20 protein-coding genes are annotated in these 21,305 nt (G+C 42.2%); 11 read left to right on the top strand and 9 right to left on the bottom strand.

The window, feature by feature from the left end; translation table 11 throughout:
* Positions 1-5 precede the first annotated feature (5 nt).
* The 3 genes from rnc (at position 6) to pyk (ending at position 2,770) form a co-directional block, all read left to right on the top strand.
* Complete coding sequence (rnc, locus tag H148_RS0100755) at positions 6-743, top strand: ribonuclease III (RefSeq protein ID WP_029033084.1); 738 nt, start codon at positions 6-8, stop codon at positions 741-743.
* A 108-nt stretch (positions 744-851) separates the two neighbouring features.
* The gene (locus tag H148_RS0100750) at positions 852-1,340 is read left to right on the top strand and encodes an IPExxxVDY family protein (RefSeq protein ID WP_029033083.1); all 489 of its coding nucleotides are present in this window, start codon (positions 852-854) and stop codon (positions 1,338-1,340) included.
* Positions 1,340-2,770, top strand: a complete 1,431-nt coding sequence (pyk, locus tag H148_RS0100745) for a pyruvate kinase (RefSeq protein ID WP_029033082.1) — start codon at positions 1,340-1,342, stop codon at positions 2,768-2,770. The genes H148_RS0100750 and pyk overlap by 1 nt, the downstream gene beginning before the upstream one ends.
* Before the next feature lie 125 nt (positions 2,771-2,895).
* Here the strand turns inward: pyk and dinB are convergent, their stop codons facing one another.
* Positions 2,896-3,993, bottom strand: a complete 1,098-nt coding sequence (gene dinB, locus H148_RS0100740; protein ID WP_037324450.1) for a DNA polymerase IV — start codon at positions 3,991-3,993, stop codon at positions 2,896-2,898.
* A gap of 150 nt (positions 3,994-4,143) precedes the next feature.
* Here dinB and H148_RS0100735 point away from each other — a divergent pair, with 150 nt between their 5' ends.
* Genes H148_RS0100735 through H148_RS0100725 form a run of 3 tightly spaced genes read left to right on the top strand, consistent with a single transcriptional unit; the run spans position 4,144 to position 5,798 of the window.
* Entirely contained in the window at positions 4,144-4,806 is a 663-nt protein-coding gene (locus tag H148_RS0100735; protein ID WP_029033080.1) for an NAD(P)H-binding protein, read from the top strand.
* A gap of 9 nt (positions 4,807-4,815) precedes the next feature.
* Complete coding sequence (locus tag H148_RS0100730) at positions 4,816-5,301, top strand: CYTH domain-containing protein (protein WP_029033079.1); 486 nt, start codon at positions 4,816-4,818, stop codon at positions 5,299-5,301.
* Complete coding sequence (locus H148_RS0100725; protein ID WP_029033078.1) at positions 5,298-5,798, top strand: YciI family protein; 501 nt, start codon at positions 5,298-5,300, stop codon at positions 5,796-5,798. Before H148_RS0100730 ends, H148_RS0100725 begins: the two co-directional genes overlap by 4 nt.
* Positions 5,799-5,958: 160 nt before the next feature.
* Here H148_RS0100725 and H148_RS0100720 read toward each other — a convergent pair whose 3' ends face one another.
* The 6 genes from H148_RS0100720 to H148_RS0100695 form a co-directional block, all read right to left on the bottom strand.
* Entirely contained in the window at positions 5,959-7,362 is a 1,404-nt protein-coding gene (locus H148_RS0100720) for an efflux transporter outer membrane subunit (protein WP_029033077.1), read from the bottom strand.
* A gap of 3 nt (positions 7,363-7,365) precedes the next feature.
* A complete protein-coding gene (locus H148_RS0100715) occupies positions 7,366-10,503 on the bottom strand; it encodes an efflux RND transporter permease subunit (RefSeq protein WP_029033076.1) in 3,138 nt (1,045 codons plus the stop codon).
* Positions 10,504-10,512: 9 nt separating this feature from the next.
* Positions 10,513-11,631: an efflux RND transporter periplasmic adaptor subunit gene (locus H148_RS0100710; protein WP_029033075.1), complete on the bottom strand. Its 1,119-nt coding sequence runs from the start codon at positions 11,629-11,631 to the stop codon at positions 10,513-10,515.
* A gap of 20 nt (positions 11,632-11,651) precedes the next feature.
* A complete protein-coding gene (locus H148_RS0100705) occupies positions 11,652-12,140 on the bottom strand; it encodes a GbsR/MarR family transcriptional regulator (RefSeq protein WP_029033074.1) in 489 nt (162 codons plus the stop codon).
* 131 nt (positions 12,141-12,271) lie between these two features.
* Positions 12,272-13,114 carry a phospholipase A gene (locus H148_RS0100700; protein ID WP_029033073.1) on the bottom strand — a complete coding sequence of 281 codons (843 nt, stop codon included), beginning with the start codon at positions 13,112-13,114 and terminating at the stop codon, positions 12,272-12,274.
* A 176-nt stretch (positions 13,115-13,290) separates the two neighbouring features.
* Positions 13,291-14,373 carry an isoaspartyl peptidase/L-asparaginase family protein gene (locus tag H148_RS0100695; protein WP_029033072.1) on the bottom strand — a complete coding sequence of 361 codons (1,083 nt, stop codon included), beginning with the start codon at positions 14,371-14,373 and terminating at the stop codon, positions 13,291-13,293.
* Positions 14,374-14,492: 119 nt separating this feature from the next.
* Between H148_RS0100695 and H148_RS0100690 the strand changes: the two genes are divergently transcribed.
* Positions 14,493-15,014 (top strand): 3-hydroxyanthranilate 3,4-dioxygenase, encoded by a 522-nt coding sequence (locus tag H148_RS0100690; protein ID WP_029033071.1) that lies wholly within the window; start codon positions 14,493-14,495, stop codon positions 15,012-15,014.
* 81 nt (positions 15,015-15,095) lie between these two features.
* Positions 15,096-16,655 (top strand): L-piperidine-6-carboxylate dehydrogenase, encoded by a 1,560-nt coding sequence (amaB, locus tag H148_RS0100685; protein WP_029033070.1) that lies wholly within the window; start codon positions 15,096-15,098, stop codon positions 16,653-16,655.
* An 80-nt stretch (positions 16,656-16,735) separates the two neighbouring features.
* On the opposite strand, the gene H148_RS0100680 is transcribed toward amaB, so the two are convergent.
* Complete coding sequence (locus tag H148_RS0100680; RefSeq protein ID WP_029033069.1) at positions 16,736-17,854, bottom strand: alkene reductase; 1,119 nt, start codon at positions 17,852-17,854, stop codon at positions 16,736-16,738.
* A 227-nt stretch (positions 17,855-18,081) separates the two neighbouring features.
* On the opposite strand from H148_RS0100680, the gene H148_RS0100675 reads away from it, so the two are divergent.
* On the top strand, positions 18,082-18,459 hold the full coding sequence (locus tag H148_RS0100675; RefSeq protein WP_156877175.1) for a hypothetical protein: 378 nt from the start codon (positions 18,082-18,084) through the stop codon (positions 18,457-18,459).
* Positions 18,460-18,550: 91 nt separating this feature from the next.
* Here H148_RS0100675 and H148_RS0100670 read toward each other — a convergent pair whose 3' ends face one another.
* Entirely contained in the window at positions 18,551-19,495 is a 945-nt protein-coding gene (locus H148_RS0100670) for an EamA family transporter (RefSeq protein ID WP_029033067.1), read from the bottom strand.
* A gap of 117 nt (positions 19,496-19,612) precedes the next feature.
* Between H148_RS0100670 and H148_RS16985 the strand changes: the two genes are divergently transcribed.
* Together H148_RS16985 and H148_RS0100655 are read left to right on the top strand one after the other, a co-directional pair.
* On the top strand, positions 19,613-20,785 hold the full coding sequence (locus H148_RS16985) for a CapA family protein (protein WP_083961530.1): 1,173 nt from the start codon (positions 19,613-19,615) through the stop codon (positions 20,783-20,785).
* Positions 20,786-20,818: 33 nt separating this feature from the next.
* Complete coding sequence (locus H148_RS0100655; RefSeq protein ID WP_029033066.1) at positions 20,819-21,292, top strand: hypothetical protein; 474 nt, start codon at positions 20,819-20,821, stop codon at positions 21,290-21,292.
* The last annotated feature ends 13 nt before the right edge of the window (positions 21,293-21,305 follow it).

Below are 21,305 nucleotides of genomic sequence, written 5' to 3'. Positions count from 1 at the left end.
TCACCATGAGTGTTATAAGAAATATATTAAATTCCCGCTCTTCCAGAGGCGGGAATTTTTTTGTCGAATTGACAAGGATCATGGGCTTTAAACCACGGAATATTTCCCACTATAAAAAAGCGTTTACCCACAGGTCGCTCAATCAAAAAGATTCTGACGGAAATGCTATTAACTTCGAGAGAATGGAGTTTTTAGGCGATGCCATGTTGAGTGCGGTCATTGCTTCTCATCTCTTTAGTGAAGTTCCAGGCGGAAACGAAGGATACCTTACCAAGATGCGATCCAAGATAGTAAGTCGTAAACATCTCAATGAGCTGGGGAAAGACCTTGAATTAATAAAACATATCCAGACTAATATTCCCACAGATCAATTTGGAACGAATATTCACGGAAATCTTTTTGAAGCTCTTGTTGGTGCCATTTATCTTGACCGGGGTTACAGATATGTAAGAAAGTTTATCTATGAGCGGGTCATCGAACCCTATGTGGATATTGAGCAACTGGAGGGAACGGTAATAAGTTATAAAGGTCTTCTTATCGAGTGGTGTCAAAAGGAGAAAAGGGAGTTTAACTATGAGATCTATGAAGATACGGGTAAGGATGAATTAAAACATTTTGCCGTGAAACTCCGAATCGATAATAGAGTAGTGGCCAAAGCGCGAGCTACTTCAAAAAAGAAAGCCGAAGAAAAAGCATCCAAAAGAGCCTATTATGCCCTGCAGAATAAAATTACACCCTCTTAAATATATAGCAGAAACTACAACGTTTTCGTAAGATATTCTGAAAATATACCCCAAAAAAATTAATTTTCTACTACACAATAATTATCTTTAACCTTTGATGTAAATCATATGCCGGCGCATAAACTGGTTTTAGATGACGTTTTTGAACAGCCCTATAAGCTCCTTGCTATACATTCTTCGGTAGAAGAATATAAGCTGGCTTATCTGTTGAATAAGCATTTGAACCTAAAGTTGGCCAGGACCCTCAGAGACATTGATCTTCATAAAGGGAAGGATAGTATTTTCTTCCCCCATTTTATTTATGAAGATCTGCAAAAATATTGCACCTATCACCTGGTGAGCAATGTATCCAGGCAGGAAGGAAGGTCTGGATCAATTGAGGATTCTCTGTTTTTGGAAGATCAACTGGCTATCCAAAAATCATTTTTATTACCGGAATTTAAGCAGGTAGATTTTTTAATGAAGATCGAAGATGAACTGGATGCGGTGTTTATAAAGATGCTCACTTCCAGGATAATGGAGATCCCACAGGTGTCTACCGCCTATGACATTGATTTTCATCAAATAAAAACGAAAGAAAATTTAATATTTGACTAATGCCGAATACGAAAAAGACTAAAATTGTAGCCACCTTAGGGCCGGCAACCAGTTCTAAAGATGTTTTGAGAGATATGATGCGTGCAGGTGTAAACGTGTTCAGAATCAATTTTTCTCATGCCGATTATGAAGATGTAGAACAGCGCATAAAACTTATCCGGGAGCTTAACGAAGAACTCGGCTTTACCACAGCCATACTGGGAGACCTTCAGGGACCAAAACTACGGGTAGGTAAGATGAAGGAAGAGGTAGTAGTTACAAAAGGAGACGAAATAACCTTTGCTACCGGAGAAGAGTTTGAAGGAACATCTTCCAGAGTATATATGAACTACGACGAATTCCCTCAGGATGTTCAAGCCGGAGAACGGATTTTGTTGGATGATGGAAAACTGATTTTTGAGGTAGTAAGTACCAATAAAAAGGATGAAGTTCTGGCGAAAGTGATCCAGGGTGGTCCCCTAAGATCAAAAAAGGGAGTAAATCTTCCTAATACAAAGATTTCCCTTCCGGCTCTTACCGAAAAAGACATCCAGGATGCCGAATTTGCTGTTAAACAGGGTGTCGACTGGATTGCTCTTTCTTTCGTAAGGAATAGTGATGATCTTATTCAGCTTCAAAACCTTATCAAGGAACATACAGATGAAAAAATTCCGATAATTGCCAAGATTGAAAAGCCAGAAGGTGTCGATAATATCGATAAGATCGTAGCCTACTGCGACGGACTCATGGTTGCTCGTGGTGATTTGGGTGTAGAAATTCCGGCGCAGGAAGTTCCGCTTATTCAGAAACAATTGGTTTTAAAAGCCAAGAAAGCAAGGATCCCGGTTATCATTGCCACTCAAATGATGGAAACCATGATCACCAGTCTTACCCCTACAAGGGCAGAGGTAAACGATGTGGCAAACTCTGTCATGGATGGAGCCGATGCTGTTATGCTTAGTGGAGAGACTTCTGTTGGTAATTATCCCGTACAGGTGATCGAAAAGATGAGTCAAATTCTTATGAGTGTAGAGAATTCACCACTCATTAAAGTTCCTCATGAACCACCTCATGTGCGCACAAAAAGGTACATCACCAAATCCATTTGTTATCACGCAGCACACATGGCTAACGAGATAAAAGCTCAGGCTATTTGTACGCTTACTAATAGTGGTTACACCGCATTTCAGATATCTGCCTGGAGACCCGAATCCAATATTCTGGTATTCACCTCCAACAAAAGAATACTCAACCAGTTGAGCCTCCTGTGGGGAGTTCGTGCTTTCTATTACGATAAAATGGTGAGTACAGATGAAACAATTGACGATATCAACAGGATTGCAACAGAATATAAGTTTGTAGAGAAAGGAGATTTTACGATCAACCTCGCAGCTATGCCTATCACCAATAAGGGAATGGTGAATACCCTGCGCATCTCTGAAATAGAATAAATTTTAGATCTGAGATCTTAGAGTTGAGATAAAGAAAAGCCACAGAGACGAGATCTCTGTGGCTTTTTTTAAGAGACCATGTCTTGTTTCTTGTTTCTTGCTTCTGAAAGCGCAGCGGTATCCTTTTAGAAGTCAAACTTCAGCTGCACTGCGATCACTTTCTCCTCTTCTTTCTCTTCGTCTTTATCGGTATTGAGATTGGAAAGAGAAATACCAAGCAAACGAACCGACTCTTTCATTTTCTCCTGATACAATAACTCTTTTGCAGTCTCCAAGATATGTTCTTTGGAAGAAACATAATTTGGAAGAGTTTTACTTCGGGTTTGGAGAGTGAAATCACTGTACTTGATCTTTAAAGTAACTGTCTTCCCCGCCACCTTACTTTTTGCCAGTCGTCGTTCAATTTCTTCGGAAATATTCTGTAACCGCTCGAGCATAAAAATTTCTGAAGAGATATTCTCCTCAAAAGTACGTTCTGCGCCCAAAGATTTCCTGATACGCGAAGGCTTTACTTCGCTATTGTGAATCCCGCGCACTACATAAAAATAATATTCCCCGCTCTTGCCGAAGTTTTCATTTAAAAATTCAAGAGATTTGGTTTTAAGATCCCTCCCGGTAAAAATTCCCAGCCGGTACATTTTATCGGCTGTTACTTTGCCCACCCCGTAGAACTTTCTAATTTCCATTTCTTCCAAAAAAGCTTGTACTTCTTCGGGAGGTACTGTTTTTTGCCCGTTTGGTTTGTTAACATCACTCGCCACCTTGGCAATGAATTTATTGATGGAAATTCCGGCAGAGGCATTTAAGCCTGTCCTTTCCTTAATTTTTTCCCTAATTTCCCTGGCGATAAGAGAAGCACTGGGATTTCCTTTTTTATTTTCAGTAACATCAAGGTATGCCTCATCAAGAGATAACGGCTCTACCAGGTCGGTATATTCGAAAAAGATATTTCTAATGCGCTGAGAAAGTTCCCTGTAGCGGTCGAAACGCGGCTTAACAAATATGAGGTTGGGACAATTGCGCTTTGCCAGGACACTGCTCATTGCACTTTTTACACCAAATTTCCTGGCTTCATAACTCGCAGCAGCTACTACGCCGCGTTGGGAACTGCCTCCCACGGCAATCGGTTTTCCTATTAAATCCGGATTATCCAGCTGCTCCACCGAGGCATAGAACGCGTCCATGTCTACATGAATGATCTTCCGCTGTCTTGTCTCCTTCATTGTGGTAAAATTAGTGAAACTTATTGTTGAACGTGAGAGGAAGTTCTTTCTGTCTCAGGGAATTTGCAAAAAAATAATGTTCTAAAAGTGCCATTTTTGACACCTAGGAATTGAGGTTGAAATCTGTTATCTTCATAAAAAACAAATGCTATGAAAACAGCAATAATATTAGGAGCTACCGGTCTTACCGGTGGCGAGCTGCTCCACAAACTTCTTAACGATGACAGGTACAGCAAGATCAAACTTTTCTCCCGTTCTCCCATAGGTGTCAAAAATGACAAAATTGAAGAACATTTAGTTGACCTTTTTGAACTGGAGAAGCATTCGGAAGACTTTAAGGCCGACGAAGTTTTCTGCTGCATTGGTACCACCCAGTCAAAAACACCCGATGAGGAAAAATATTATAAGATCGACCACGGGATCCCGGTATCGGCAGCAAAATTGACTAAGAAGAATAATATTCCTCGATTTTTAGTCATTTCCGCTCTTGGAGCCGATCCCGAAAGCCGCTTTTTCTATAACCGTACCAAAGGGGAAATGGAGCGGGATGTGCTGGTGCAGGAAATTCCTGAAACCTACATTTTTGAACCCTCTCTCATCGCCGGAAATAGGGAAGAAAGTCGCCCTTTTGAAGCAGCATGGAAAAAGGTAATGAGCGTGGGGAACCATTTGCTTGTTGGACCTTTAAAAAAGTACCGGAGCATTCACGCAGGAACGATTGCAGATGCGATGATCTATGTTGCCAATAATAAATACGCCTCCACGAGAATAGAGTCGGGTGAAATCAGAGAAATTGCAGAGAGTTACCGTTAATAAAAGCAAATGCAGGAAATAGAGCGAAAATTTCTCATTTTAGATATCCCCGATTTTAGGGATGAAGCTTTCAGCAAGACAAGGATTGTCCAGGGATACCTTAATTCAGCATTGGAAAGAACTGTGAGGGTGAGAATAAGTGGTGATCAAGGATTCTTAACAATTAAAGGTAAAAGTAGCAGTGACGGTTTAAGCAGGTTTGAATGGGAGAAGGAAATTCCTGTTGCTGAAGCTGAAGAACTTTTGAAGTTGTGTGAGCCGGGAATTATTGAGAAGACACGTTACGAAATTAAAGTCGGATGTCACATTTTTGAAGCTGATGAATTTGCCGGAGAAAATGATGGTTTATTACTGGCAGAAGTTGAACTGCACTATCCACAGGAAGAAATTGAAAAGCCAAGTTGGTTAGGAGCTGAAGTCACCGGAAACAAAAAATATTACAATTCTTATCTTAGTAAATTCCCATTTAAAGAATGGACAAATTTCAATAAATGAAGAGATTAACAATCGGTTTGATTTTTCTGGCCTTGACAGGATGCAAGGATTATGAAGAAGATATCCGCGGAATTCCGGGACCTGCCGAAGTGGAAGCCGCCATCGATGATTTGCCCAATATAGATGAACGGGACCGTCTACTAAAGGAGGAAGGCTATCAAACTTTTCTATATGAAGAGGAAGATAGTACTTACCTGATGCAGCAGTATTTTATAGTATTCCTGAAATCGGGTACGAACCGGGCGCAGGATTCTGCCACTGCAGCAGTACTTCAGAAACAACATTTAGCACACCTGAGTCGAATGGCTTCTGAAGGTTATATAAGTCTTGCCGGTCCTTTAGGTGATGATGGTAATATTCGCGGAATTGCAGTTTACAACATTCCCACTATAGAAATGGCCGACAGTCTTGCCCGGCTTGATCCTATGGTGGAAGCGGGAAGGCTGGAGGTGGAGATCCATCCCTGGTGGGCAGCCAAGGGAAGCATGTTGAAGTAAAAACGATGAAGCTGATTTGAACTGATAGCGGTCAACCTGAACTTGTTTCAGGTTCTATATAATTTAAACATCAGATCAAAAAGATTCTGAAATAAATTCAGAATGACGATTTGGAAATCTCCAGACGGCCGTTCTTTCAACCACGGCGATGCAAAAAAAATTATTCCCAGCCGCCGCCAAGGGCCTGGTAAAGATTCACTATGGAACTCAATTCTTCATATCTAATATTTACCAGCTCCAGCTGTGAGTTTAGAGCATTCTCCCTTGCAGTAAGCACTTCCAGGTAATTTGCGAAACCACTATTTAGCAATTCTTCTGAATAAGAAGTCGCCAGTTCGTAGGCTTCAAATTCATTCTGCTTGATATCTAATTTTTTGTCGGCTGCAGCGTAGTTGTACAAAGCATCCGAAACTTCTCTCGAAGCATCAAGGATGGCTCTTCTAAATTCCAGAAATGCGATTTCCTGCTGTGCCTGAGCTACTTCAAACTGTGTCCTGATCTGTCTTCTGTTAAAAATAGGCTGCGTAAGAGAACCTACCAGTGTTGCAAATAAAGAATTGGCATCGATAAGTTTAGCCAGGTCGAGACTCTGGAATCCACCATTCGCTGTGAGACGTAGCGCGGGATAGAAGTTGCTTCTGGCGACATTTTTAAGTTGAAAAGCGTTTACAAGATTATATTCCGCAGCTATGACGTCGGGACGATTTCTAAGTAACTGCACCGGCACTCCTATCCTTAGATCGGTATTTAATTCCTGAAGCCCAAGTTCAGTTCTTTCAATAGCATGTGGAGCCTCTCCCAGTAAGATCGAAAATGTATTTTCCAGAAGTCTTATCTGGTTTTCCAGGTCTATTACTACTGCCTGGGCCCGGTAGAGCTGAGCTTCGGTTTGCTTTACGCCTACCTCAGTCACATTTCCCGCTTCTTTGAGGGCTTCAATAGTTTCAAGACTGTTTATCCTGTTCTCAACTGTTTCCTGCGTTACTTCCAGCTGCTCATCTAGTGCCAAAAGCTGATAGTAAAGATTGGCAACATTTGCTATTAAGCGGGTTTTTACTGCGTGATGAGCTGCAACTGTTTGCAGGTAGGCTGCTCTTTGTGCTCTTTGATTGCTGGCAATCCTTCCCCAGATATCGGCTTCCCAGGAAAGGTTGGCGGTGGCGTCATACTGAGTAATGGACCCTTCAAAAAAGCTTCCAAACTGACTGTTTTGCGCCAGTTGCTGGTGAGTCACCTGCGCAGATAATCCTAATGTAGGTAAATGCCCAGCTCTTGCCTGTTTAAGGTAGGCACCCGCAGCTTCTATTTGCTGCAGGGCTATACGAATGTCAATATTATTCTCCAGTGCCCGATCTATATGACCCTCTAAAACCGGATCTGTAAACAGGTCTCTCCAGGAGATTCGGGCCATGGAAATAGTATCTGTAGGAAGTTCATCTGTTCTGTACGTTTCGTTTTCTACGACTTCCGCAGGCCGGGTGTATTCCTTAGCCACAAAACACGACTGTAGGGACAGCAATACAACCGGAATTAAAACAAACTTAAATATTTGAATTTTTCTCATTTTCTAAAGAGTTTCATTTGCGGCTTTAGGTTCACCGGAGACTTTTTCGTGAAGCCACTGGAAAAGGATAAAAAGAATAGGAATAATGAAAACCCCCAGAATAGTTCCTATTAACAATCCGCCAACAGCCCCTGTCCCGATTGATCTGTTTCCTGCAGCTCCTGTTCCTGTCGCAAATACAAGAGGAAGAAGCCCTACGATAAAGGCAAAGGAGGTCATAAGGATGGGTCGCAAACGGGCTTGTGCTGCACCAAGTGCAGAATCAACTATAGAATTCCCGGCATTACGTCTCTGTATAGCAAATTCCACGATTAAAATGGCATTTTTGGCGAGTAAGCCCAGCAGCATTATGAGTGCGATTTGAAAATAAATATTGTTTTCAAGGCCGGTGAGGGCTGTGGTAACGTAGGCTCCCATTACTCCTACCGGAAGAGAGAGTAAGACTGCAAAAGGCAGCAGGTAACTTTCATACTGAGCTGCAAGGATAAAGAACACAAACAGGATACTTAATAAAAAGATAAAGGTGGTTTGATCTCCTGCCGATATTTCTTCCCGTGTTAAGCCGGAAAAACCTATATCAAAACCTTCTGGAAGGGATCCCGTTCCCACTTCCTGCACGGCAGCAATAGCGTCTCCCGAAGAGAAACCTGGTGCCGCTGCACCATTTACACTAGCCGAATTAAAGAGGTTGAACCTGGTAACCGACTGTGGCCCATAAACCCGGCTCAGAGTGACGAATTGAGTAATAGGTGCCATTTCTCCCTGGGAATTACGCACAAAAATTGAATTGAGGTCATCTACTGTCGCTCTGTCCTCGGGCAAGGCTTGAACAAATACCCGGTATTGCTTTCCAAAGCGGGCAAAATCGGCAGCATATACAGATCCAATGTAAGACTGAAGGGTGGAGAAAATAGTGCCAATATCTACTCCTGCTTCCTTGGCTTTTGGAATGTTGAGGTCAATCTCATACTGCGGATAATTGGTGTTAAAGGAACTATTTGCATAGAGGATCTCCGGCCTTTCAGAAAGATCTGCAAGATAGTTCTGTGTGGCACCATCCAATTGTTCAAAACTACCGCCAGTTCGATCCAAAACCTTCACCTCAAATCCCGATGACGCACCAAATCCCGGAACGCTGGGAGGCTGGAAAAAGAGAATATCGGCATCACTTATTCCCGCGGCTGTGGCAAAGAATTTTCCGATGATAGCTTCGGCTGACATACCATCTTCTGTTCGTTCATCCCAGTCATCGAGCTTGATAAATGAAATTCCGTAGTTACTTCCGGCGCCTCCTAAAAAGCTGAATCCGTTAACGACCGAAACAACATCCACTCCGGGAATTTGCTGCACTCTTCGGCTCAATTCCGCAGTAACTTCAGCAGTTCTGTCAAGAGAGGCCCCGGGAGGAAGCGCGATATTTGCGAAGATCATCCCGCGGTCTTCATCGGGTACAAATCCTGTGGGCGTAATGGCAGAAGCCCAGAAAATTCCTCCTACTGCGGCTATAATGATCACGCCGGTTATCCATTTATGTGTATATAAAAAGGAGACGGATTTTACGTATTTTTTTGTGGTGACATCAAAAGCGACATTAAAGGCTGAAAAGAACCTTTTTAAGAAGCCTTTCTTCTTGCCTTCTTTTTCGTGATGTGGTTTTAAAAAAAGTGCACAAAGAGCGGGACTCAGAGTTAGTGCATTTACCGCTGAGATTGCAATAGCGACCATCAAAGTAACTCCAAACTGTTCGTAAAAGACTCCCGTTGGGCCCGTAATGAAGGTCACCGGAATGAACACAGCACCCATTACCAGAGTTATGGAGATGATCGCACCTGCAATTTCTTCCATGGCAGAATGTGTTGCTTCCTTGGCATTTTCGGCACCCTGTTCCAGTTTGGCGTGAACAGCCTCGACAACTACGATCGCATCATCTACCACAATACCAATGGCCAGTACGAGGGCGAAAAGTGTTAACAGGTTGATAGAATAGCCAAAGAGGTTTAAGAAGAAGAAGGTTCCTATAATAGATACGGGTACCGCAATCGCCGGAATAAGTGTGGATTTAAAATCCTGAAGAAAAATAAATACAACCAGGAACACCAGTAAAAAGGCTTCCAAAATGGTAAGAACCACTTTATCTATAGAAGCATTAAGAAATTCGTTGGAGTCAAAGTTTATTCTTACCTCCAGTCCTGTCGGAAAATTATCTTCAAGTTCATCCAGCTTTTCATGAATGTTCTCGATGATCTCCTGCGCGTTGGATCCCGGAGTTTGGTATACTCCCATACTTACTCCGGGTTTGCCATTCGTGAAGGAGATCACGTTATACCCCTGCGCGTCAAGTTCTACCTCGGCTACATCTTCCAGTCTTAAGAACCTTCCGTCGTCCAATGCTTTAATGACGATGTTCCGGTAATCTTCTTCACTGTTGTATCTACCGCTGTAGCGGATGACATATTCAAAGGCTTCAGCATTATTTTGACCTAAAGATCCCGCAGCAGCTTCCTGACTTTGCTCATTAATAGCTCCAATAACATCGGCAGGAATAAGATTATAGGCAGCCATTTTTTCCGGTTGCAACCAGATCCTCATTGCATAGGTCTTGGCTCCGAATACATTCACGTCTCCAACTCCGTTGATCCTTTTTAGTTCAGGAATGACGTTGATATTCAGGTAATTTTGAATAAAGGTGGCACCATAGGCTTCATTTTCAGAAACCACCGTAAAGAACATTAAGGCACTTGTTTGCTGTTTTTGAGTTGTAACTCCACTCTGGGTTACTTCCCGCGGAAGCAAAGGAGTAGCCCTCGCCACCCGGTTTTGTACATTCACAGCGGCGATATCGGGATCAATGCCCTGTTCAAAAAAGACCTGGATACTTGCACTCCCGTTGTTACTGGCAGTGGAAGTGATATAATCCATTCCCTCCACTCCGTTGATTTGTTCTTCAATGGGAATGATCACACTCTCCAAAACAGTTGCAGCATTGGCTCCGGGATAACTGGCATTCACCTGTACGGTGGGTGGTGCAATATCGGGATATTGAGTCACCGGCAGCGTAGTAATGGCCAAAACACCCAACATTACTATAACTATTGAGACTACTGTAGATAAAACAGGTCTCTCTATAAAAGTCTTCAGCATTAGTCTTTCCTATTTAAAGATTGGTTTAATGGAGGTAGCGATACTGTCAAAAGATACCGGCTGCGGAACAATAGGGGTATTATTTCTAAGCTTTCCTACTCCCTGGGCAACGATCATATCTCCGGGTTCAACTCCGGCTCCCACAACAATTAGATTTTGCACGCGGTCTACAACCTCAATCGGGACTGAAATTGCAATGCTGTCTCCCTGCACTCCATAAACATAAACCCTTCCCTGCTGCTCAAAAGAAGCAGATTCGGGCACTACAGGAAAATTTGCATAGGTGCGGGGAATCCGTATCCTACCGCTATTTCCACTTGCAAGAATGCCGTTAGGATTAGGAAAAATGGCCCTAAAACCTACCGTTCCTGTGGACGGATCCACCTGGCCTGTTACTGTTTGTATCTCTCCTAATTCTGAATAAATCTGGTCATTCACCAACTGAAGTTGTACCGGAGGAAAATTCCCAATTTTTTCTGAAAGATTTTCTCCTTCTGCATTTTGAATAAAATTGAGATAATCTCTTTCGTTCATAGAGAAGAAAGCATATACCTCATCAATATCTGAAACAGTTGTAAGAGGAGTAGGATCTCCGGGGCTTACAAGAGCACCTTCCCTAAAGTTGATAGCCCCTACATTCCCGTCTACCGGACTTTTTATATTGGCATAGTCAATACTTGCTGCAATGCTGCTGTAACCTGCTTTTGCCTGTTCCAGCCTGGCTTTTGCAGTTTCCAGCTGCACTGAACTAATAATTCCTTTTTCCACCAGTGGTTTTAACTTATCAACTTCAACCTGGGCAGCGTTTACATTGGCTTTTGCGGCCCCGGCATCCTGAGAAAGAGATTCTGTTTCAAGTTTGAAAAGAATTTGTCCTTTGCTTACCTTTTCACCTTCATCTACAAGTACCTGCGTGATATATCCCGGCACCTTAGCTCTTACTGCGCTGTTCACAATTCCTTCAATGCTCACAGGGTATGATGTAAAGCCGGTAACCGTTCTCTGCGAAACTTCTATAACCGGAAATGGTGCAGCACCACCCGCCTGTTGCTGACCTTGATTTTGGTCCTGACAAGAAACCGCTGTAAAAGCACTTAAAATGTATATTATAAAACTTAAATTTCTCATATTTTCTTTCTGTCTGAATGTTAGTTGTTTCTTACCAGAAGTTTGGCTTTAAATTTTTTAACCGCCGTCGAGGTTTCTTCTAAAAAGGTGAGGAAATCTTCCTGGAAGTCCAGATCGAACTGGAAGTCTCCGGTTTCTTCGGCCTCACAATTACATTGTTTTTTATATTCCTTAATTTTTAAATGTAATTTTTTCTCTTTCTCCCATTTGTCGATCATCTCATCCATAACATTAAGGATAAGGTTTGGGTCAATTACAAAATATCTCTTGCGGTCACCCGGTTTGGTAAAATATTTTACACGATTTGAATTTTGAAGATGATCAAGATGAGTAGAAACAGTGCTTTTACCGGCCTGTAGTTGACATACCAATTCATCAAAAGTTACCCCTTTCTTACCTGATAAAATAAGAGTAGAAAGAATTCTTGCAGCAAGAGGGGCAAGATTGTCTCCCTCCAAGTGCACTCCAAGCTCTTCGATCAAGTTCTTTTTTTGTACTTCTAACTTCATTTTTACCTCCTAAAAAATTGAAGGCGCAAAATTACACTTTGGTTCTGAAATTTCCGAACTAAAGGAACCTAAAGAAGTGTTAAAGAAGTGTAGACGTATTTTAATAGAGATTCTGTGATAATTATTGACTTCTATTGGCCTGAGGCTGCAGGAGATTGTTTCAGGAAGTTGAGTTCATCAGACCGAAGAACCAGTCCCACCCGAACCATATTAGTAAAGACGTCATAATCTATAAGGTTTTCAGCATATCCATTGTACCATTCAGCCATGATATATAAATTTCTAATTCCGAAGGGACGATACATAAATCGCATCCTTAGCGCTCCTTTCGATTCCCAATTCCAGCCTTTCCTTAACATGAGTTCCATGCTCATCCTGTCCTGTTTGATTTCCTGAATTACGTTCACTTCACCATAACCTATGTACTCCATGAGGTCGGGATTGTCTTCCTGGTACTGGAAAGGGAACCATGCTTCTACAGCAACTGTGGTTTTTTCCCAGATCTTCGCGTGATAGCTTGCTGCAAGGTGGTTCCAGCTTCGGGAGTAGATGGATTCCCGGCCGTTCGAATGATGTTCAGCCTTTAAAAATGCCATCCCTACAATTTTCTCCTGCCGGTCAAAAATGGGTTTTCCAACCTGAATTCCGGGATTAAAATTTATCTCTTCAAAAGGACTTGAATTACTGTAGATTCTCCAAAATGCAGTTTGTGTATAGGTTAAGAAGAGGTAAGAATCCAGCGGTAGAGTCTGGCGCGTAAGCAGTTGTCTAAAACTAATTTGATATTTCGCATCTGCCGTCTCCCTGGAAACATTCTGAAAAGGCACTCCCGATATGAAATAAGTGTCCTTATACATGGAAAAAGCAGGCATTTTGGAAATAGTATCCTCCACCTGCTGCTTTGTTAATCTCTGTGCGCTAAGGATGTTGCTCTGGAAGGTGAAAATTAAAATTAGGACGATAATATACTTCATAAGGCCAATTTTTAGGCGCGCCAAAGCTATGAAGCTACTCGCTGTACTTCAATAAAATTGCATATAATCTTCTGTTAAAGATTATGAGAGGAGCAAGTGCATTTCTATAAAAATAAAAAACACCCTCTATAAATTACTTTAAGACCACAGAGGGCTCAAAGAAGTGGTAAGGTTACCTACTCCTCCTCCCCATAAATCCCTATCTCCAGCTCTCCATTGCGGTTCATTTTTGCACGGTACATTCCGGCAGTGTTGAATTCCATCGCAACATTTCCCTGGTGGTCAATGGCTATGATCCCGCCGTTTCCTCCCAGTTCAACGTTTTTCTTCTGGATCACTTCTTCGGCAGCTTCCTGCAGAGACAGTCCTTTATACTCCATAAGTGCAGAAATGTCATAAGCAACTACCCCACGAATGAAAAATTCTCCCCATCCTGTACCCGATATTGCAGCGGTCTTGTTGTTTGCGTAAGTTCCTGCGCCAATTACAGGAACATCTCCCACACGCCCCCATCTTTTGTTAGTCATTCCCCCGGTAGAAGTTCCCGCAGCAAGATTTCCTTGCTTGTCAAGAGCAGCAGCCCCCACGGTCCCAAACTTGGAATCCTTAATATAAGGATCTAAAAATGCCGTTTTTTGATCATCATGGTCCAGTTGTGTTTTTTCTGAATCCTTGATGCGCTGAAGACTCTTAAAGCGGTTCTCTGTAAAGAAATATTCCGGATCTACAAGTTCCATACCCTGCTCTTCAGCAAAAGTCTCGGCTCCTTCCCCTATCATCATCACGTGTTCAGAATTTTTCATCACTGCAATGGCAAGATCGATAGGATTTTTGACGGTAGTTACTCCGGCAACAGCTCCGGCATTAAGTGTTTCTCCGTCCATCACCGCAGCGTCGAGTTCATTGGTTCCGGCGTTGGTGAAAACCGCACCTTTACCGGCATTGAACAGCGGAGAATTTTCCATTATGTTAATGGCCTGCTCGATGGCTTCAATTGAAGTTCCTCCACGCTCCAGTACGGCATGCCCCGCTCTCACGGCTTCCTCAAGCTTTGATTTGTATTCTTGCTCAAGAGAATCGGACATGTTTTCCTTCAGAATAGTTCCAGCACCACCATGTATGACAATTCCGAAATTTGGAATGGTATCCTTTTCTTCAGAAGCAACTTCAGGAGTTTCAGTATTAACTGAATTTTCTTCAGGAGAATTGTTGCAGGCTAAGGTGCCAAAAAGGGCAAAAACGAAAAGTATTTTTTTCATGATCTGGATTTTTCAGCAGGAAAGTTAATAAAAAAGGGTGGGTTAGCAGCGAAGTGATTCTTCGAGAAGGGCCTTCAGGAAAAGATTCCGTAAATTTAGGCTCCTAAAAATAAAATTCTATGCCCATACCAAAACCTTTCAACCTCAACAAGTGGATTAAGGAAAACCGTGACCTGCTCAAACCACCGGTGGCCAATAAAAGTTTGTACCCCGATGCGGAAGATTATATCGTGATGGTGGTTGGAGGTCCAAACGCCCGCAAGGATTATCATTATAATGAAACAGAAGAATTATTCTATCAACTGGAAGGGCAAATAAAGGTGCATATCCAGGACGAGGGGGAAAAAAGAACTTTTGAACTGGGACCGGGAGATATGTACCTGAATCCTGCAAAACTGCCACATTCTCCAGAGCGTACTACAGGTTCTGTGGGAATCGTGGTGGAACGTAAAAGAACTGATATTAAAGCTACAGATGGTTTGCTGTGGTTTTGTGAGAACTGCAACAACAAACTTTATGAAGTCTATTTCCCGTTGCACGATATTGAGAATGATTTTCAGAAGCATTTTGAGCATTTTTACAGTAGTAAGGAACTTCGCACTTGCAATGAATGCGGAACGGTGATGGAGAAGCCAAAGTAGACCGCAGCTGCTCAAGATTTCCATGAATATTTTTTATATTCGCAACTATCCAAACAAATCCATAACAAAACAACAACAAAAATGAGCGCAACTGCCGAAAAATTTGGAATAAATCAAGCTTTGAAAGAGCTGGGACTTAATGTAGACGAAGTTAATAACGGAACTTCCACAGGGAAGGAATGGTTTTCTTCGGGAGAGGTCATAGAATCATATTCTCCCGTTGACGGAGCTTTAATTGGAAAGGTAAAAGCTACTACAGAAGAAGATTATAATCGTGTAATTGAAACTGCACAGGAGGCTTTTAAAACATGGAAAACCATGCCTTCGCCACAGCGGGGAGAGATAGTGCGGAAATTTAATGATGAATTACGCCGACTAAAAGAACCGCTTGGAAAACTGGTGTCCTATGAAATGGGAAAATCATACCAGGAGGGTCTTGGTGAGGTGCAGGAGATGATCGATATCTGCGATTTTGCAGTGGGATTAAGCCGACAGTTACATGGGCTTACTATGCATTCTGAACGTCCAGGCCACCGTATGTATGAGCAGTATCACCCACTGGGAATAGTGGGAGTAATTTCAGCATTTAACTTTCCTGTAGCCGTGTGGGCCTGGAACACAGCCCTTGCATGGGTTTGCGGAGACGTGTGCGTATGGAAAGGCTCTGAAAAGACTCCGCTTACTTCTGTTGCCTGCCAAAATATCGCCGCTAAAGTATTTAATGAAGAAGGCCTGCCCGAAGGTATTTCCTGTTTGATCACAGGAGATTATGTAGTGGGCGCTTTGCTTACAAATGATGAGCGCGTACCTCTTATCTCGGCCACCGGTTCTATAAGAATGGGTAAGATTGTGGCGCAGGCAGTAGCGGCACGTTTAGGAAAATCCCTACTTGAGCTTGGAGGAAATAATGCGATCATTGTAACTCCCGATGCGAACGTAAAAAATACGGTAATAGGTGCTGTTTTTGGAGCTGTAGGTACTTGCGGCCAACGTTGTACTTCTACCAGAAGACTGATCGTGCATGAGGACGTATATGACAAGGTGAAAAATGCCATTGTAGATGCTTATAAGCAACTGCGTATTGGGAATCCGCTGGATGAGAACAACCACGTGGGGCCACTTATCGACAAGGATGCCGTAAAAAATTATCAGGCGGCTTTGGATAAAGTTGTTGAAGAGGGCGGAAAGATCATTGTGGAAGGCGGAGTGCTGGAAGGTGAGGGTTATGAAAGTGGCTGCTACGTAAAACCTGCCATTGCTGAAGCACAAAACCATTATGAGATCGTGCAGCATGAGACTTTTGCTCCGGTTTTATATCTCATGAAATACAGCGGAGATCTTGAAAATGCTATAGCTCTTCAAAATGGCGTTAAGCAGGGACTTTCTTCTGCAATAATGACCAACAACCTGAGAGAAGCCGAAAGATTCCTTTCTGTAGAAGGATCTGACTGCGGAATAGCTAACGTAAACATAGGAACATCCGGAGCTGAAATAGGCGGAGCTTTTGGTGGTGAAAAAGAAACCGGTGGTGGAAGAGAATCAGGTTCCGATGCATGGAAGATCTATATGCGTCGTCAAACCAACACGATCAATTACACTACTGAGTTGCCATTGGCCCAGGGAATAAAGTTCGATTTGTAGAAGATCTACTCGTACATAAGACTTTAGACAAAAAAGAACCCGCTTTAAAAGAGCGGGTTTTTTTTAGCTGTAGTACTTAACTATTGTAATGAAGCCTCTCTTTCACTTTTTACAGGGTAATCGAGGTACCCTTCCTTTCCGGGGGTATAGAAAGTATCCTGATCCCATTCCGTCAGGTCAATGTCTTGTTCAAAGCGTTCCACAAGGTCGGGGTTTGAGACATATGGCTTTCCAAAGGCAACAAGATCGGCGTTTCCTTCTTCTAATACCGCGTTTCCGCTCTCCTGGTTAAAATTTGTATTGATCATTAAGGTGCCGTTATAAACAGGTCTGTAGCGTTTTGCAATTTCAGTCTCCGCATAAGGAATGTCTGAAACATCATTAAACGGTTCGGAGAGATGAAGATATGCCAGATCATAATCGTTTAATTTTTTAACGATATAATCAAAGGTGGGTATTGTTTCTTCATCCATGGTCATTCCAAAAATACCGTTTAACGAAGGGTTAAGACGTATCCCAATTTTATTTTCGGGCATAACTTCCTTAATGGCATCAATTACTTCAAAGAGAATTTTAGCACGCTTTTCAATACTTCCTCCATACTCGTCTGTTCGATGATTTGAGGTTTCATTAAAGAATTGATGAAGTAGATATCCGTTAGAAGAGTGTATTTCCACCCCGTCAAAACCTGCTTCCATGGCGTTGGCAGCCGCTTTTTTAAAATCCTGAATGGTATTCTTGATTTCTTTCAGACTCATCTCCTTAGGAGTAACTGTATCCTTCAGGCCTTCTGAAGTAAAGGATTTTGCATTCGGGTTTATAGCCGAAGGTGCTAAAGGAAGTTCCCCATTGTGAAAATCCGGATGCGACATTCTGCCTACATGCCATAGCTGGATAAAAATCTTTCCATCTGCCTCATGTACTTTTTGAGTGACTTCTTTCCAGCCTTCCACCTGTTCTTCTGAATGAATTCCGGGGGTATTAATATATCCCACTGCCTGCTTGGAAATCTGGGAACCTTCGGTAATAATTAATCCGGCGCTGGCGCGCTGCTTATAATATTCCCCCTGAAGCTCCCCGGTAGGTTTATTTTCCGAATTATTGGCTCTGCTTCGGGTCATTGGTGCCATTACCACCCTATTTTTCAAGTTAAGATTTTCTTTATTATAAGTTTGTAATAGTGCTTGTTTGTTACTCATATTTAATTTATTAGCGACCTAAGATTAGGTCAATTATCAATTACTTCAAAAGTACGAAAGGGTATCCCGGTTGAAATTGATGTAGATCAAGAGAAAGGGTTAAAGTATGTTAAGTTATGGGTTCTTAAACCCCCAGGAAAGGACCAACCCCTCCTTGAGTGCGAAGGTGTTTTCTTTTAATGAAGCAGATTCTTTATCTTAGGAGAAAATTAAAGTCAAATACAGCTATGAAAAAAAATCTACTTCTTTTATTCTTTACAGGTTTATTTTTTTCTTGTGTCCCCGAAGACCATGTTCTTGAAATTGAAATAGTGAACAATACTGCGGAACCTGTAGAAAACCTTAAATTATTCACTGCCGGAGACCGGGTTTCATTTGAAGCTGATGTTTTACCTGCAGGGCAGGAAATTGCACATACTCTCCAGGTACCAGGAAATTCTGCCGACGGGAAATACACCTTCAGTTTCTCCAGAAGCAATGGCCAACAGGAATCCACAACCGGAAGCTACCTTGAGGAAGAAGAAGGTGCTTTAAAAAAAATTCTTGAATTTGAAATCCAGGATGAGGGAGTGAATGTCAATCATCAGGTTCTGGATGTAGAATAGATATTCCTTTTAACCTGTTCAAATTCTGGTAAAAGTTGAACTTTTCAGAAGTCAATTCTTAGCAAGGAAGAGACATCTGGGAATCGTGAGCCTAATTATTTTTAAGGTAGTGGGATGCTTTGCTGGTGAATCTTGACAGTACCACTAATTTCTTCTTGGTATTAATAAAATATACCCCCGTCAATAAAACCGCAGCGGCGATAGCCGACTGGGTTGTAATTTGCTCATCAAGAAAATACCAGCCCAGGAGCATGGCTATTACCGGATTAACATAAGTGGAAGTTGCCACTTTTTCGGGAGATACCACCTTTAACAGGTAATTGAAAGCAGTAAAAGCTACTATACTTCCAAAAATAATAAGCAGTATCATTGAATATTGCACCGGTGTACTCCAGCCGGTTGGAGAACTCCATGGTTCATCAAACAGGAAACTTGAAACACCAAGAATGATTCCGGCAGTAAACATTTGGTAACCGGTATTCACAAAGTGATTGGTTGGTAAATTTGCTTGGCCTACAAATAAACTTCCGTAAGACCAGCTTAAGAGACAGGCAAAGATCATGAGGATTCCGAGGATGGAATTTTCCTGGGAAGTAATTTCCTTTTGGCTAACGAGCAGGTAGATCCCAATTAATCCTAAAGCTACTCCCACCATTGACATGGGCAGGATCTTTTTACCTTCAAAAATTCTCATGAACACAAGAACCACCAGGGGCTGAGCAGAAATGACCAGGGCGGCAAAACCGCTGTCAACAAACCTCAGTGCCCACACCACAACCCCATTTCCAAAAGCCAAAAAAAGGAAACCGGCAATTACGGTGTTCCAAAATTGGGCGCGGGTAATTCGCAATCTTTTACCCATTGCCAGGCTTATTCCGAAAATCAAGAGACCGGCAGTTACAAAACGTATTGAAGCCAACATGAATGGAGGCAATTCGGTCACCGCAATCTTGTTTAACACATAAGTTGATCCCCAAATCACATAGATGGAAAAAAAGGCAAGAATGATAAAAAGTGGATTTTTAGGCGAACTCATGCTGAATTTTTGCTCTGCAAACTTAGTGATAAATCGGCTGCTACTGCCATTGCCGGAAAAGACATATTCTCTAAAATGTGTATCTTATTGGGAACAAAAAATTGAAGAGTGCCAAAAATGCTGAAAAAATTAATGTTTTGCTGCGGAATACTTGCAGGTATTTTTTGCACTGCTCAGACATCTATGGAAAAAGAGACCTTAAAACTTTTTTTGGCCGGGGATGTTATGACTGGCCGGGGTATTGATCAGGCTTTGCCCTTTTCTGTAGGGCCGATTCTTTACGAACCTTACGTAAAAGATGCCCGGGATTATCTTTTGTTTGCAGAGCAGGAGAGTGGAGAGCTGGATCTTCCCTTAAGCTACAGGTACATTTGGGGAGATGCGTTGAAGGTTTGGGACCAATATAATCCAGATCTTAAGCTTATCAACCTGGAAACCAGTATTACAACCAATGATGAGCCCTGGCCGGGGAAAGGAATCCATTACCGTATGCACCCAAAAAATGTGAAGCTGTTCACTGTGGCCGGCATTGATCACGCCAGTCTTTCAAATAATCATGTGCTGGATTGGGGCCGGGAAGGCATGGCAGAAACTATGCGCAGCCTGCATGATGCAAAAGTAGCATTTTCGGGAGTCGGTAAAAGCGAAGAGGAAGCAGCCGAATCATCCATCTTTGAGGTAGAAAAGGGACGGGTTTTGGTTTACTCTTACGGCTCCCCCGGAAGCGGAATTCCTGAAACCTGGGCTGCCAAAAATGACAGATCTGGAGTAAATTTTTTGCCGGCCTTTACAGAGCAGCAGGTTGAGGAGATACAACAAAATATTTCAGCTACTAAAAAAGAAGGAGACATAGTTGTCTTATCAATGCATTGGGGACCTAATTGGGGCTATGATGTTCCTGAAGCGCATCGGCAATTTGCCCATTCGTTAATAGATAAGGCAGGTGTTGATTTGATTTTCGGTCATTCATCGCACCATCCCATGGGGATCGAAGTGTACAACGACAAACTAATTCTTTACGGAGCAGGAGATTTTATCAATGATTACGAAGGCATTGGTGGTCATGAAAAGTACCGGGGAGAACTTTCCCTTATGTATTTCCCCGAATTAGATCCCAATAGCGGAGATCTTGTTAACCTGGAAATGGTACCTATGGAAATAAAGAAATTGAGCCTTAACAAACCTTCTAATAAAGATGCAGCTTGGCTCCGGGAGGTTCTAAATAGAGAAAGCAAAAAATTTGGTGTGGGAATAGATCTCAAAAATGGCATTTTAGAAGCAGATTTCTGATCTTCGTTTCTCCTGAAATTAAAATTAAACAAAATGAGATACCTTCTATTAGTCTTTCTATTATCAGTCAACGTTTCTTTTGCACAAAAAGCCGGGCCAATAACTACCGAAGAACAAAATTCCCGATGGCTACAGGAACTGGATGACCGGCAGCTTGAGGAAAAATTGGAGATGATTAAGGAAAGGTGGATGGCAGACACCGCTGTAATAGCACAACCGGGCATACCGCACCAAAAAGATTCAAGGAACAGAATTAACTTTAATTCAAGACCCATTTATATTTTCACTAAGAACAAGGAGGGGCGGATAATTTTTCCTACTAATCCATCTGCGGAAAAAATTGTTGAGGTTTCAAAAATGCTGATTCCGGAGAATATTTCCGAAGTGAATGTAGAAACGGGAAAAATCACTGTTATTTATGGAGCTAGGGGATCAGGCGGAATAATTTTTATTGTAGTATCCGAGGATTTTAATTTTGCAAAGCTGAAAGAGATCTTGGTTAGGTGAAAATTAAACCTTT

This window comes from Salinimicrobium terrae DSM 17865 (assembly GCF_000424665.1).
Taxonomy (GTDB): domain Bacteria; phylum Bacteroidota; class Bacteroidia; order Flavobacteriales; family Flavobacteriaceae; genus Salinimicrobium; species Salinimicrobium terrae.
The sequence above is the reverse complement of the archived record's forward strand: the minus strand, read 5'-3'. Positions and strand labels throughout refer to the sequence as shown.

Bases quoted from the DNA above. Each gene is read 5' to 3' on its own strand.
- H148_RS0100715 (WP_029033076.1), bottom strand. From the start codon at position 10,503: ATGCTGAAGACTTTTATAGAGAGACCTGTTTTATCTACAGTAGTCTCA.
- H148_RS0100690 (WP_029033071.1), top strand. From the start codon at position 14,493: ATGCCCATACCAAAACCTTTCAACCTCAACAAGTGGATTAAGGAAAAC.
- H148_RS0100700 (WP_029033073.1), bottom strand. From the start codon at position 13,114: ATGAAGTATATTATCGTCCTAATTTTAATTTTCACCTTCCAGAGCAAC.
- H148_RS0100705 (WP_029033074.1), bottom strand. From the start codon at position 12,140: ATGAAGTTAGAAGTACAAAAAAAGAACTTGATCGAAGAGCTTGGAGTG.
- H148_RS0100750 (WP_029033083.1), top strand. From the start codon at position 852: ATGCCGGCGCATAAACTGGTTTTAGATGACGTTTTTGAACAGCCCTAT.
- H148_RS0100710 (WP_029033075.1), bottom strand. From the start codon at position 11,631: ATGAGAAATTTAAGTTTTATAATATACATTTTAAGTGCTTTTACAGCG.
- H148_RS0100680 (WP_029033069.1), bottom strand. From the start codon at position 17,854: ATGAGTAACAAACAAGCACTATTACAAACTTATAATAAAGAAAATCTT.
- H148_RS16985 (WP_083961530.1), top strand. From the start codon at position 19,613: ATGCTGAAAAAATTAATGTTTTGCTGCGGAATACTTGCAGGTATTTTT.
- H148_RS0100730 (WP_029033079.1), top strand. From the start codon at position 4,816: ATGCAGGAAATAGAGCGAAAATTTCTCATTTTAGATATCCCCGATTTT.
- H148_RS0100735 (WP_029033080.1), top strand. From the start codon at position 4,144: ATGAAAACAGCAATAATATTAGGAGCTACCGGTCTTACCGGTGGCGAG.
- H148_RS0100655 (WP_029033066.1), top strand. From the start codon at position 20,819: ATGAGATACCTTCTATTAGTCTTTCTATTATCAGTCAACGTTTCTTTT.
- H148_RS0100720 (WP_029033077.1), bottom strand. From the start codon at position 7,362: ATGAGAAAAATTCAAATATTTAAGTTTGTTTTAATTCCGGTTGTATTG.
- H148_RS0100675 (WP_156877175.1), top strand. From the start codon at position 18,082: ATGAAAAAAAATCTACTTCTTTTATTCTTTACAGGTTTATTTTTTTCT.
- H148_RS0100725 (WP_029033078.1), top strand. From the start codon at position 5,298: ATGAAGAGATTAACAATCGGTTTGATTTTTCTGGCCTTGACAGGATGC.
- amaB (WP_029033070.1), top strand. From the start codon at position 15,096: ATGAGCGCAACTGCCGAAAAATTTGGAATAAATCAAGCTTTGAAAGAG.
- H148_RS0100670 (WP_029033067.1), bottom strand. From the start codon at position 19,495: ATGAGTTCGCCTAAAAATCCACTTTTTATCATTCTTGCCTTTTTTTCC.
- pyk (WP_029033082.1), top strand. From the start codon at position 1,340: ATGCCGAATACGAAAAAGACTAAAATTGTAGCCACCTTAGGGCCGGCA.
- rnc (WP_029033084.1), top strand. From the start codon at position 6: ATGAGTGTTATAAGAAATATATTAAATTCCCGCTCTTCCAGAGGCGGG.
- H148_RS0100695 (WP_029033072.1), bottom strand. From the start codon at position 14,373: ATGAAAAAAATACTTTTCGTTTTTGCCCTTTTTGGCACCTTAGCCTGC.
- dinB (WP_037324450.1), bottom strand. From the start codon at position 3,993: ATGAAGGAGACAAGACAGCGGAAGATCATTCATGTAGACATGGACGCG.